Consider the following 12,691-nt stretch of genomic DNA (forward strand, 5'->3'; position numbering starts at 1 on the left):
GGAATATACTACTTTTTTAAAAACAAAAAAATATTAAATAAACAATGCTTTTAATTCTGTCGCATCGTGAGGTTTCATTTTTCCGGCCAAGACCAAACTCAATTGTTTTCTGCGTAAAGCTGCATCATAGCGTTCTTTCTCCAGTTCTGTTTCGGGAACGATAGGAGGAACACTTACAGGATTTCCGGTTTCATTTACAGCTACAAAAGTATAAATAGCTTCATTCGCTTTGGTTCTGATGCCAGATTCTCTGTCTTCTAACCAAACATCCAAAAAAATTTCCATCGAAGAATTGAATGCTCGTGATACTTTAGCTTCAACAGTTACGACACTTCCTAAAGGAATGGAACGATTAAAAGCTACGTGATTTACAGAAGCAGTAACAGTAATTCTTCGCGAATGTCTTCTGGCAGCAATACTGGCAGCTCTGTCCATTCGGGCTAATAATTCGCCTCCAAAAAGATTATTTAAAGGATTGGTTTCGCTTGGTAAAACTAAGTCAGTTAAGATGGTTAACGATTCGGAAGGATGTTTTGGACTCATACTGTTTTTTTTGCAAAGGTACTTACTGAAAACAAAAAATCCCGAGAAATCGGGATAATTTTATTGTTCTTCTATCAAAAGCCACGCGTCTTTATTGTCTAGTTTCTGAATGTCTTTCATCGCTTGATGCGCTTCAGTGTAAGTCGAATAACTTCCGTAAAGCACAGGAAATAATCCATGCTTGTTTGGCGCTAATCTTTTGGCCTTTTTAAAACCTAATTTAAGCAGCCTTTGATATTGATCTTCTGCATTGCTTTCTATTCTAAAAGCACCGGCAACTACACAATAAGGCATTTTTTCTGAAGCAACCGTTAGTGTAACTGCGGGTAATGGATTTGAAATATAAAAAGTAGCTTCCTGAATTTTTTGATTTACTTTTTTCTGAACATTGGCTTGCACGACAAGCGTTTCCTGCGCTATTTGGTTTTCGTAATATTTGTAACCAAAAGTTCCTGTGATTCCGGCTGACAACAAGAAAACAGCAGCATATTTTAAAACGGAATAATTTCTCTTTTTCTCCGGTGTGAAAATAATCGGAGCTTTTTCTTCCAGTTGCTCAATTTGTTCTTTATAAACTTCACGTTTTACAGAAGGCGAAACAAATGAACTCAATCCGAAAGATGCTGTAAGATAATTGATTTGGTCTACGGGAACAAAAACAATATTTTTTTCCGAATTCAATGAAAAATCACCAACATTTCTTACTGAAAAACTACCGAATTCCTGAATTTTAGTCTTCCAATGTGATACTTCGTTTTGAATAATATTTACCGCAATTTCATAAGATATTTTCTCAGCTTCAGCCAAATGATTTGCCAACAATCCATCATTGTTTTTAATGAACGGATTGAATGAAACCATCTTTTTTGGAGGATAAAACGAATGCGAGTTTTCGTCTAATTGTGCCGACTGAAATTCAGTCAGAAACGCACCAAATCCTGGTACGGTAACACATTGATAACGATATAATAATTGGGAAATGTATTGTTCAATCTTCATATCAACAAATTTAGATAAACAATAATACTATCAAAAAATTATTCACAATATTTATTAACAATCCAAAGAAAAAATAATTATTTTTGTAGTAAAATAAGCACATGAATTCGACTGAACTTTTTAACCTTTTAGCACTTTTAAAAGTAGAAGGCGTTGGAGATATTGTTGCCAAAAAACTCATAAATCATTGCGGTTCAGCTGAAAATGTATTTAATTCCAGAGCACAATCATTAAAATCAATTGATGGAATCGGAGCTTTTTTGATTAAAAACCTCAAGAATAAAACCATTTTTGAAAAAGCCGAACAGGAATTACGGTTTATTGAAAAGGAAAAACCAACCCTTTTGTATTTCCAAAATGATGATTATCCGAATAGATTAAAACACTGCATCGATGGACCGGTTTTGCTTTTTGGTTCGGGAAATATAAACTTCGAAAACAGAAAAATAATCAGCATCGTCGGTACACGCGAAGTCACTTCTCATGGCGCAGATTTTTGCAAAAGGCTTATAGAAGATTTAGCTGCTTTCAATCCAATAATTGTTAGCGGTTTTGCCTATGGCGTTGATATTGTTGCGCATCAGGCAGCAATGGAAAATAACTTGCAAACCATCGGAGTTTTGGCTCATGGCTTAAATCAGGTTTATCCAAAACCACACAAGAAATACGTTGCCAAAATGGAAAATAATGGCGGATTTCTAACGGAATTTTGGAGCAGTTCTAATCCCGAAAAAGAGAATTTTGTAAAAAGAAACCGTATCGTAGCCGGTATAAGCGAAGCAACTGTTGTAATTGAAAGTGCCGAAAAAGGAGGTTCGTTAATTACGGCAATAATGGCAAATGAGTACAATCGCGATGTGTTTGCTGTACCGGGACGAATTTCGGATAAATTTAGTCAGGGATGCAATAATCTAATCAAAACACAGCGGGCAAATTTGATGACTTCCGCAGCTGATTTGGTTTACATACTGAATTGGGAGATTCATTCGCAAGCTCAGACCCGAGGCAAAGCCGAACAGAGCGGAGCTAATGACAATAAGGTTATTCAAAAACAACTGTTTGTTTCCCTTGATAATGAGGAACAAAAAGTCTACAATTATCTTCAACAAAACGGGAAACAATTGTTAGACATTATTGCTCTCGACTGTGATTTCCCAATTTTTAGGATTTCGTCTTTACTATTAAATATGGAATTAAAAGGAGTTGTCAGACCTTTGCCAGGGAAATTGTTTGAAGCAATTTAAATTGCTACATTTGTTTTTATACACTACGCGCTGCAGATGAATATTATAGCTTTATTAGAATTGATTTCGCTTGATAAATCAAAGATTGGGAAATTTTCGAGGGTAGAATTTACGCAAATTAAAAAGCAATTAGTTGCTGAAAAGGAAACCAATCAGGAAATCCGGGATTCTGACACTGCTAAACTTTTAAAAGCGTTAAAAAGTGATCCAGAATCTTTTTTGGCAGTTTTAAATAATAGAATTCTCTTTAATTTTTTTACCAAGAAAGATTATCCGAGAACCTATTTTCTCAACGAATTAGATGCTATTGATACCGAAAAAGTAAAGACGTTTGTACAGCTTTTTTTGAGTGAAGAATTGGCAGCATTCTTTTATCAAAATCTGGGAGCAGATAAATTTAATGAAATAAGTCATCTGGCTGCAGCCATAAATTATTTTCCTGACAGTTTAAATTTTGTTCTAAGTCAGCACGCATTAGATAAATTGGATAATGCAATTGCGATTTTAAAGCCACCTTACGGAAATTTTTATAAGGTTTTATATATCAAAGACGGTCATTTTTTCTCTTTTTTAAATCATATAAAAAATCAGGAAATTGAGCAAAAAATAAAGGATTTGTTAGATTCGGTTACTACTATTTATAATCAGGATCAGAATTCTGAACTTGTCAGTAAAACCTATTTAGCAATGAATAATTATACTGCTTTGGATGATGATTTTTCTCAAAAAATTAAAAGAAATAAAGACATTGCAGAAACAAAATTTGAAGCCTATATACCCAAAAAGAAAAACCTAACATGGGTTTACTTAGTAGTTGGATTTTTTGTTTTTATTCGAATTATTGTTTTTTTCAACAGCTTCAATTTCGATAATTACAGTAATGATGATGTAACTTATGATGACGAAACAGTATACAAACCTGAACCACGAAAAATAGATAGATATTATGCCAACATGCATTTTATCATTGACAGTTTCCAGGTTTTCTTAGCGGATTTCAAACCATCAGAAATTAGGCAAATGTCACAGGATATTATTTTAAAAACGGGAGAAAATCCGTTTCAGACTTTTTATCAAAACGAACCTGCAGGTGAAAGTAGTAACTTCATTAAAGTGAAAAACAATACAGGCTATGATATGGTTTTGCTGGAAAACGCGGTTTTGTATGACACTATAAAAATACCCCGAACGGCTCATTTTATTAAGGCTGGCGATGCTTTAGAAATCAATTTTAATCGCGCTGATGCCAAAACAATTTTCAATATGTATCTCGGAAAAAAATGGGCAACTTTTCAAACTGACAGCAATCATCTTTTCATCAGAAATCATTCGATTGTTGAATACCGTTTCAGCGAATTAATTCCGACAGCTAAAGAAATTCTAAAAACAGATTACAGTCTCGTTAACGATGCTGTGATTTCGTATTCAAATGGCGGTTTAGATATAGATTCAGAAAATGCCAGGATAAATCCGATTAACGAATTCAAAGAATAATTTATTCAAATCCCAATTTCACTCTGACTTTTTTCAAAACAACATCGGCAATTGCTCCGGCTTTTGCAGCACCTTGTTTTAGCAACGCATCAACTTCCGGTAAATTATTCATGTAGTAATTGTATTTTTCCCGCTCGGTTTTGAAGTTGGTAACGATTAACTCAAACAATTCCTGTTTGGCGTGACCATAACCAAAATCTCTATTGACATTGGCATACTTTATTTTCATTTGAGCAATCTGTTGATCGTTTGCCAATAATTTATAAAGGCCAAATATTTTACAGGTATCAGGATTTTTCGGTTCTTCCAAAAGCGTGCTATCGGTTTCAATGCTCATGATTTGCTTACGCAATGCTTTATCATCCAGAAAAATATTGATGATGTTTCCACGCGATTTGCTCATTTTTTGGCCATCCGTTCCGGGAACATACATGGTGTCTTTTTCAATTTTTGCTTCCGGAATTACAAAGGTTTCTCCCATTTGATGATTAAAACGGGAAGCAACATCACGCGTAATTTCAATATGCTGCAATTGGTCTTTTCCAACAGGAACAAAATTGGCGTCATACAATAAAATATCAGCAGCCATCAGCATTGGATACGAAAACAAACCAGCATTTACGTCTTCTAATCTATCTGCTTTGTCTTTAAAAGAATGGGCTAATGTCAAACGTTGAAAGGGGAAAAAGCAACTCAAATACCAAGATAATTCAGCCGTTTGAGCCACATCGCTCTGACGATAAAAAACAACTTTATTGACATCTAATCCACAAGCAAGCCAAACCGAAGCTGTGCTATATGTATTCTGACGAAGTTCGTCTCCGTTTTTAATTTGAGTAATCGAATGCAAATCGGCAATAAATAAATACGATTCGTTGCTTGGATTTTTTGACAGTTCAATGGCGGGTAGAATGGCACCCAATAGATTTCCTAAATGTGGTGTTCCTGTGCTTTGAATTCCGGTTAGTATTTTTGACATCTTCAATTTTTTTCTAATCGCAAAGTTAAACCTTTGTATTAAAAATTGCATACCTTTCATTACATTTGACAATATGAGAGCATTGAAAATTGTTTTTTGGATACTTTATCGCGTTTGGTTCTATGTTTTAATGGCGATTCCCATAATTGTCATGTTCCCGTTTCTTTTTATTTCGATCCTCAAAGAAAAATGGTATCCTTATTTTTTTGTGATGGCCAGAATTTGGGCCAAAGTCATATTATTTGGCATGGGTTTCAGAGTTGAATTGGAGAAAGAGGAAGAAATCATAGAAGGTAAAAGTTATATGTTTGTTGCCAATCACACTTCGATGACCGATATTATGCTGATGCTTTCGGTGGTAAAAAATCCTTTTGTTTTTGTGGGAAAAAAAGAATTGACCAAGATTCCACTTTTTGGATTTTTCTATAAACGGACATGTATTTTGGTAGACAGAAAAAGTTCAAAAAGCAGGATGGCAGTTTTTGAAAGAGCGCAGAAAAAAATTGACCAAGGATTTAGTATTTGTATTTTTCCCGAAGGCGGTGTTCCTGATGACGAATCAATTGTATTGGATGAATTTAAAGACGGCGCTTTCCGATTAGCGATTGACCATCACATTCCGATTGTCCCGCTCACTTTAGCCGATAACAAAAAACGCTTTTCCTATACTTTTTTCAGTGGAAGTCCGGGTTTGATGCGTGTAAAAATCCATCATTTTTTTGATACAAAAGATAAATCTTCAGAATATAAAAAAACAATAAAAGCCCAGGTTCGTCAAGTTATTTTAAACCAACTTCAGGATTATAATCCATGAAAAAAGAGTCCGTTCCAAAACTTCAGGACCGAACTCTTTTCCGTTATTACTCGGAAGCAATAACACCTTCTAACTAATTTTAAAACAAACCTTAACTAAAATCGATAGCTAAACCCGCTGTAAATCCCAAAGATATAAGGCTTGAAATTACCAGCATTTGAGCTAAAGGTATTCAATTGATATTTTACTGTTGGTTCTAAATTGAATTCAAAAGATTTCATAAAACCATATTTTATTCCCAATCCCAAATTGGTACTGAAGTGGACATCGCTTAAATTATTTGCTTTCCCGAGCAATACATTTCTATCTTCTGAAACAATTGAAATACTATTGTCTTGTAAAAAAAGTGTGCTGAATCCGCCAATAATCTTTAGACCGAATTTTTTATCAAAAAGAGAATAAGTCATTTCGACCGGCATTTCTAAATAGCCAATTTCCTGTTTCAGATAGCCACTGTTTTCATGTACAATCGAACTCTCAAAAGGCAACAATCCATCTTCTGATGCTGTACCCATTGCTCTACTGCTAGGTGTTTCTACGTGTATCATCGAACTCGAAGCTGTTGGCGAAACATTGGCTAACATCTTAGCCTGAAGTCCGGTAAAGAACACGATGTCATTAGTATTATAACTTATGTTGACTTTGTTTAAGCCGGTTCTAACGGATAATTTTTTATTTACAACATAACTTACACCAAGTCCGAAACCGACATTTGTATTATACGATTTTGAATTTTTGGTAAGCGTTGAATCAATTGGCGAACCATTTGAAATTGAACCCAAAAAAATAGGGGCAACATTTGAGGTAAGTTGCCACCTATTTCTTTTAGATTCCTGCTTTAATTTGCTTTCTTTTTCATTAAGCAATTCTTCCAATTCATTATTAGCGACACTATTTTTGGAAGCTGTGTCGTTTACTTTCTTTTCAATTTCTTTTGTTGCAATATTTGAATTAACGCTTCCTTTTAAATCATCAAGATTGATGTTTTTATTTTCAATTGACGTTTTATTTTTTTGGTCAATAGCTGTTAGTCCATTTTGTTTATCTTGTTCGTCTTGTTTCAAAACAAGATTTTGATTTGTTTCAGCTTTAGATCTATTGCTGTTGGTTTTTTGAGCCACTTGGTTTTGAGAATTTTCAAAAACAGATTCAGCCTTAGTGCTTTTATTTTTATCAGGATTTGATTTGTTTTTCAAAGAACGATGATTGAATGGCTTTTTATCGGCAACGGCAGATTTTGGAGAATAGATAGTTTTTTTAGTTTTGTTTTCTGAAGCGGTATTGTTTTTCACTTTTTCATCAGTATTCGCGACAGCATCAGAAACGGGACTGTTATTTTTTAATTCCTTTTTATTTACATCTTCTGTGTTTGTATTGTTAGAATTATTTTCATTTACAATAGCATCATCTCCGGCTTTAATTTCACCAGCATTTTTATTTATATCATTCGAAGTTGGGCGCTCTGTTTTGTTTGGATTACTTCCATTTACAACTGAATTTTCGGAGCTGATTCCCGGATTGTAAATAGATTTCGTGATTAGAAACCCAAGTAAAAACACTGCAGCAACACCTGATAATTTCCACCAGAATGGAATTACTCTTCTTTTCTTTTTTTGATTGAGTTTTGCTTCAATATTTCCCCAAATTTCTTCCGAAGGAGTTACTTCGAAGTCTTTGAATTTTTCTTGAAAAAGGCGATCTATGTTCTTTCTTTCACTCATTTTGCAGAAGGAAGCGTTTTGTTTGAAACGTTTTTATGTTGTTCTATTTTTTCTTTTAAAATCATTCGCGCACGAGATAAATTTGATTTTGATGTTCCAATATTAATGGAAAGCATTTCGGCAATTTCAGCATGCGAATAATCATCATTTACATAAAGATTGAAAACCAATCTGTACCTGTCGGGCAACTCCTGAATAATCTTTAGCAAATAATCTAATGATATATTCTCGTCATCAATATCAAGTTCAACATCATCGGGAACATCTTCATTTACTAAACTTAAAAAAGTCTGAGTTCTATATTGTTGTAAAACATTGTTAATCATAACCCGTTTTAGCCAGCCGTCAAAAGAACCTTTAAACGAATATTGTTCTATTTTATTAAAAATTAATATAAATCCATCTTGTAAATTGTCTTGAGCCTCAGTATAATTACGTGAATATTTTAAGCAAGCCGCAAACAGTTTTGGTGAATACAATTTGTATAACTGTTCTTGTGCTTTTCTATCATTGTTTTTGCAATCATTTATGAGCTGATTTAAATCCAATTTTCAAAAATTGATTGTTATTTAATTCGTCACAGGCACTTCATATTCTAGAAAAATATCATTTCCCAGATCATCCTTTCCTTGATAAAATTTAAAAATATAGCTGCCATTACTTGTTACATGGAAATCAAATGTATGGGTAGAAGCACCATCCTCAACGCTCAAATCCAGACAATTATTTCTTTGCTCTACAATAGTTTCAACCGCTATAGTCCTTACGTTTAAATTTTTTTCATAATACAATGAACTAAAGTAATGGCAACTTGTTGGCAATGTATAATGAACAGTTATTGGATAGGTTTGCCCTAATGTAAATTCGGTAGGAATCTCAACACTTTCTATTGGTAATAATCCAAAAGAATATTGGGTATCGTCACCGGGAGAACAAGAATTTAATATAAAAAACAGAGCTAAAAGAGAAACTATTTTTTTACTCATTATATAATATTTTTGGTATTGTTTTACCAGTTCGCTGGTGCTTGTGTCGTGAATCTTCGATTTCATAAATATCTTCGATTTTGTTGTTATGATACTTTTTTATAAAAAGGGTTGCGTTAAGGTACTAAAAAAATCATCCCGTTAAAATTTAACGGGATGGTTTAGTTTACTATGAATTACTTTCTTTAATATAATCTTTAATTTTTTGTTCTAGTTCATCGGCTAATTCCGGATTGTCTTTTATCAGGACTTTCACAGCATCTCTTCCTTGTCCTAGTTTTGTATCGCCATAGCTAAACCATGAACCTGCTTTTTTGATGATTTCAAATTCAACAGCCAAATCCAGAATTTCTCCTGTTTTTGAAACACCTTCTCCATACATAATATCAAATTCTGCAGTTTTAAAAGGCGGCGCGACTTTATTTTTTACCACTTTTACTTTAGTTCTGTTTCCGATTACGTTTTCACCATCTTTGATTTGTGATGAACGACGAATGTCTAAACGAACTGAAGCATAGAATTTCAAAGCATTTCCACCGGTTGTAGTTTCCGGATTTCCAAACATAACACCAATTTTTTCTCTCAACTGATTGATGAAAAAGACGGTACAATTTGTTTTGCTTATAGTTCCTGTTAATTTTCTCAACGCCTGCGACATCAAACGAGCGTGTAATCCCATTTTAGAATCACCCATTTCGCCTTCGATTTCACTTTTCGGAGTTAACGCAGCAACCGAGTCGATAACAACGATGTCAATAGCACCGGAACGAATTAAGTTCTCTGCAATTTCCAAAGCCTGCTCTCCATTGTCAGGTTGTGAAATGATTAAATTTTCAATATCTACGCCTAATTTTTCCGCATAATTTCTATCGAAAGCATGTTCCGCATCAATAAAGGCTGCAATTCCACCCGCTTTTTGTGCTTCGGCAATGGCATGCAATGTTAAGGTTGTTTTTCCCGAAGATTCGGGACCATATATTTCAATAACTCTTCCTCTTGGATAACCATTTACTCCCAAAGCCAAATCTAAACCAAGCGAACCGGAAGGAATAGTTTCCACTTCTTCCACGGCTTTATCGCCCATTTTCATTACGGTTCCTTTTCCGTATGCTTTGTCTAATTTATCTAACGTTAATTGTAATGCTTTTAATTTGGCTTCTTTTTCTGAACTCATTTTTTCTAAATTTTGTGGCATAAAAATAATGCTTTTTTTAATGTTATAGGATACAAATCAGAGGAGTTTTGAACAAATTATTTTGACACTTTGATTATCAATAAAGATACATGGGTTTGATTTTAAACAGGTATACTAAAAGTGTATATTTTCTTAAAATTTTAAAAAGTGTTTTTTAACCTCTTTTTATATTTCATCCCCTTGATTTTTTATATTTTTGTTCTCTATTTTTAAATCATGGAAAAGCTTATTTCATATCCAATTTCAGTCGTATACTATCTTTGTTTTGGATTGTGCCTGGTTATTTTTCATCCTATTCAATGGATTTGTTTGAATGTTTTTGGCTATCAGGCGCATAAAAAAAGTGTAGATTGTTTGAACTTTTTTTTGACCAAATGCACCAACATTTTAGGGACAAGATATACTTTTGAAAACAGAGATACTATTCCAAAAGATGTCCCAATTATATTTGTTTCCAACCATCAGAGCCTGTATGATATCGTTGGAATTATTTGGTATTTGCGACGTTTTCACGCCAAGTTTGTCAGTAAAAAAGAATTAGGGAAAGGCATTCCGAGTGTTTCTTATAATCTTCGTCATGGCGGTTCTATTCTTATTGACAGAAAAGATCCAAAGCAAGCCATTCCGCTGATAAAAGAAATGTCAGAATACATTGAAAAATATAAACGCTCTGCTGTCATTTTTCCGGAAGGAACCAGAAGTAAAAACGGAAAACCTAAAGAATTTGCCCAAAGTGGCTTAAAAATCTTATGTAAATACGCGCCTTCTGCATATGTTGTGCCAATAACTATAAATAATTCGTGGAAAATGGTTAAATTTGGAGCTTTCCCAATGGGTTTGGGAAATCATTTGCAATTTATAATTCACGAAGCCATTGCTGTAAAAGACTTTCCTTTTGATGTATTGATGGAGAAAACAGAAAAAGCAGTAATACAATCTATTAAAAACTAAACAATGTCAACACATAATATTCGTCTGGAAGTAATGCAATTTCTGGAAAATAAAGTAGAAGGATTCATGGACGAGTTCTTGATTCCAATCGAAAAAATTTGGCAGCCATCAGATTTTTTACCTAATTCTGAAGATGAAAATTTCTTTGAAGAGGTAAAAGAGTTACGTGAAATAGCGAAAGACTTACCCTATGATTTTTGGGTGACACTTGTTGGTGATACCATTACCGAAGAAGCTTTGCCAACCTACGAATCCTGGTTGATGGATGTTGACGGTGTTGGTCAGGTTGAAAATAATCCTTGGAGTAAATGGGTTCGTCAATGGACAGGTGAAGAAAACCGTCATGGTGATTTGTTGAACAAATACTTGTACTTATCAGGTCGTGTAAATATGCGCGAAGTTGAAATCACAACACAACATTTAATTGCTGATGGATTCGATATCGGAACTGGACGCGATCCATATAAGAACTTTGTTTATACTAGTTTTCAGGAATTAGCAACTTACATTTCACACAATAGAGTTTCACAAATAGCAAAACAATACGGCGATAAGAAATTATCAAAAATATGTAAAATGATTGCCGGTGACGAAATGCGTCATCATCATGCTTACAGCGAATTTGTAACTCAGATTTTTAAAGTTGATCCAAGCGAAATGTTATTGGCATTCAACTATATGATGAAGCAAAAAATTGTTATGCCAGCTCAATTCTTAAGAGAATCAGGCGAGAAAATAAGTTCTGCTTTTTTAAATTTTTCAGATTCAGCTCAACGAATAGGTGTTTACACCGCTTCAGATTATGTTGATATTATGCAAAAGCTAATCGAAAAATGGGAAATAGATAAGCTTTCCGGCTTGACAGATGAAGCCGAAAAAGCCAGAGATTATCTAATGAAATTACCAGCCAGAATGGCAAAAGTTTCCGAAAGATTAGTGATTCCGGCTGAATCTACCATTTTTAAATGGGTTGAACCGGCAATGATAAAATAATAGAAAACAGCCCTTCGACTGCGCTCAGGGTGACAAGAGAGAAAAGAAAATAGAGAATAGATGTTGTCTTGTTGTATTTCAAGGCAACATTTTTTAATTAAAATAATGGATTCAGCTCAATTAATAAATACTACCATTGCGTTTGTAAAAGAAAAATTGGAAAATGCCGAAGGCGGACACGATTGGTTTCACATTGAACGCGTTTACAAAAATTCACTTTTAATTGCCCAGGAAGAAGATTGCGATATAACCGTTGTCAAACTAGGTGCGCTGCTTCACGATATTGCCGACAGTAAATTCCACGATGGTGATGAAACCGTTGGTCCAAGAACCGCCCGGGCTTTTCTGGAAGCTGAAAATGTTTCCGAAGAAACAATCGTTCATGTCATCAACATTATTGAAAATATTTCGTTTAAAGGCGGAAATTTTGGGCAGCAGTTTAACTCAAAAGAATTGCAGATTGTTCAGGATGCCGATAGATTAGATGCCATTGGTGCCATCGGAATTGCAAGATGTTTCAATTATGGAGGCTTTAAAAACAGAGCGTTATACAATCCGGCAATTGCACCAAAATTCAATATGAGCAAGGAAGAATACAAAGCTTCCGAATCGCCAACATTGAATCATTTCTATGAAAAACTACTTTTGTTAAAAGACAAGATGAATACGCCGACAGGTAAAAAAATAGCTGAAGCACGTCACAAATACATGGAAAATTTCCTTTCGCAGTTTTATGCCGAATGGGAAGGGGAGAAATAACAAGGAGAACATT

Annotated in this window: 13 protein-coding genes; 6 read left to right on the top strand and 7 right to left on the bottom strand. The window is 34.2% G+C overall.

Translation table 11 applies throughout. From position 1 onward, the window contains the following. Positions 1-33 precede the first annotated feature (33 nt). Together GS03_RS03245 and GS03_RS03250 are read right to left on the bottom strand one after the other, a co-directional pair. The gene (locus GS03_RS03245) at positions 34-543 is read right to left on the bottom strand and encodes an acyl-CoA thioesterase (protein ID WP_136151137.1); all 510 of its coding nucleotides are present in this window, start codon (positions 541-543) and stop codon (positions 34-36) included. A gap of 60 nt (positions 544-603) precedes the next feature. Further along, positions 604-1,542 (bottom strand): HU domain-containing protein, encoded by a 939-nt coding sequence (locus GS03_RS03250; protein ID WP_136151138.1) that lies wholly within the window; start codon positions 1,540-1,542, stop codon positions 604-606. Positions 1,543-1,643: 101 nt separating this feature from the next. Between GS03_RS03250 and dprA the strand changes: the two genes are divergently transcribed. Together dprA and GS03_RS03260 are read left to right on the top strand one after the other, a co-directional pair. Continuing rightward, positions 1,644-2,786 (top strand): DNA-processing protein DprA, encoded by a 1,143-nt coding sequence (gene dprA / locus GS03_RS03255; RefSeq protein WP_136151139.1) that lies wholly within the window; start codon positions 1,644-1,646, stop codon positions 2,784-2,786. Between the two features lie 36 nt (positions 2,787-2,822). Further along, the gene (locus GS03_RS03260; RefSeq protein ID WP_136151140.1) at positions 2,823-4,280 is read left to right on the top strand and encodes a hypothetical protein; all 1,458 of its coding nucleotides are present in this window, start codon (positions 2,823-2,825) and stop codon (positions 4,278-4,280) included. 1 nt (position 4,281) lies between these two features. On the opposite strand, the gene trpS is transcribed toward GS03_RS03260, so the two are convergent. Next, positions 4,282-5,259: a tryptophan--tRNA ligase gene (trpS, locus tag GS03_RS03265; RefSeq protein ID WP_136151141.1), complete on the bottom strand. Its 978-nt coding sequence runs from the start codon at positions 5,257-5,259 to the stop codon at positions 4,282-4,284. A 73-nt stretch (positions 5,260-5,332) separates the two neighbouring features. On the opposite strand from trpS, the gene GS03_RS03270 reads away from it, so the two are divergent. Then, entirely contained in the window at positions 5,333-6,073 is a 741-nt protein-coding gene (locus GS03_RS03270; protein WP_136151142.1) for a lysophospholipid acyltransferase family protein, read from the top strand. Between the two features lie 95 nt (positions 6,074-6,168). On the opposite strand, the gene GS03_RS03275 is transcribed toward GS03_RS03270, so the two are convergent. The 4 genes from GS03_RS03275 to recA form a co-directional block, all read right to left on the bottom strand. Further along, entirely contained in the window at positions 6,169-7,794 is a 1,626-nt protein-coding gene (locus tag GS03_RS03275) for a porin family protein (protein ID WP_136151143.1), read from the bottom strand. After that, on the bottom strand, positions 7,791-8,342 hold the full coding sequence (locus tag GS03_RS03280; RefSeq protein WP_136151144.1) for an RNA polymerase sigma factor: 552 nt from the start codon (positions 8,340-8,342) through the stop codon (positions 7,791-7,793). The genes GS03_RS03275 and GS03_RS03280 overlap by 4 nt, the downstream gene beginning before the upstream one ends. Before the next feature lie 21 nt (positions 8,343-8,363). Further along, on the bottom strand, positions 8,364-8,846 hold the full coding sequence (locus tag GS03_RS03285) for a hypothetical protein (protein ID WP_246034161.1): 483 nt from the start codon (positions 8,844-8,846) through the stop codon (positions 8,364-8,366). 103 nt (positions 8,847-8,949) lie between these two features. Further along, positions 8,950-9,954, bottom strand: a complete 1,005-nt coding sequence (recA, locus tag GS03_RS03290) for a recombinase RecA (protein WP_136151145.1) — start codon at positions 9,952-9,954, stop codon at positions 8,950-8,952. A gap of 237 nt (positions 9,955-10,191) precedes the next feature. On the opposite strand from recA, the gene GS03_RS03295 reads away from it, so the two are divergent. The 3 genes from GS03_RS03295 to GS03_RS03305 all read left to right on the top strand — a co-directional run bounded on the left by GS03_RS03295 (position 10,192) and on the right by GS03_RS03305 (position 12,678). Continuing rightward, positions 10,192-10,926 carry a lysophospholipid acyltransferase family protein gene (locus GS03_RS03295; RefSeq protein WP_136151146.1) on the top strand — a complete coding sequence of 245 codons (735 nt, stop codon included), beginning with the start codon at positions 10,192-10,194 and terminating at the stop codon, positions 10,924-10,926. Between the two features lie 3 nt (positions 10,927-10,929). Then, positions 10,930-11,919, top strand: a complete 990-nt coding sequence (locus GS03_RS03300; protein ID WP_136151147.1) for an acyl-ACP desaturase — start codon at positions 10,930-10,932, stop codon at positions 11,917-11,919. Positions 11,920-12,024: 105 nt separating this feature from the next. After that, positions 12,025-12,678, top strand: coding sequence for an HD domain-containing protein (locus GS03_RS03305; RefSeq protein ID WP_136151148.1), 654 nt, complete (start codon positions 12,025-12,027; stop codon positions 12,676-12,678). Positions 12,679-12,691 lie beyond the last annotated feature (13 nt).

Source organism: Flavobacterium sangjuense, assembly GCF_004797125.1.
Classification (GTDB): domain Bacteria; phylum Bacteroidota; class Bacteroidia; order Flavobacteriales; family Flavobacteriaceae; genus Flavobacterium; species Flavobacterium sangjuense.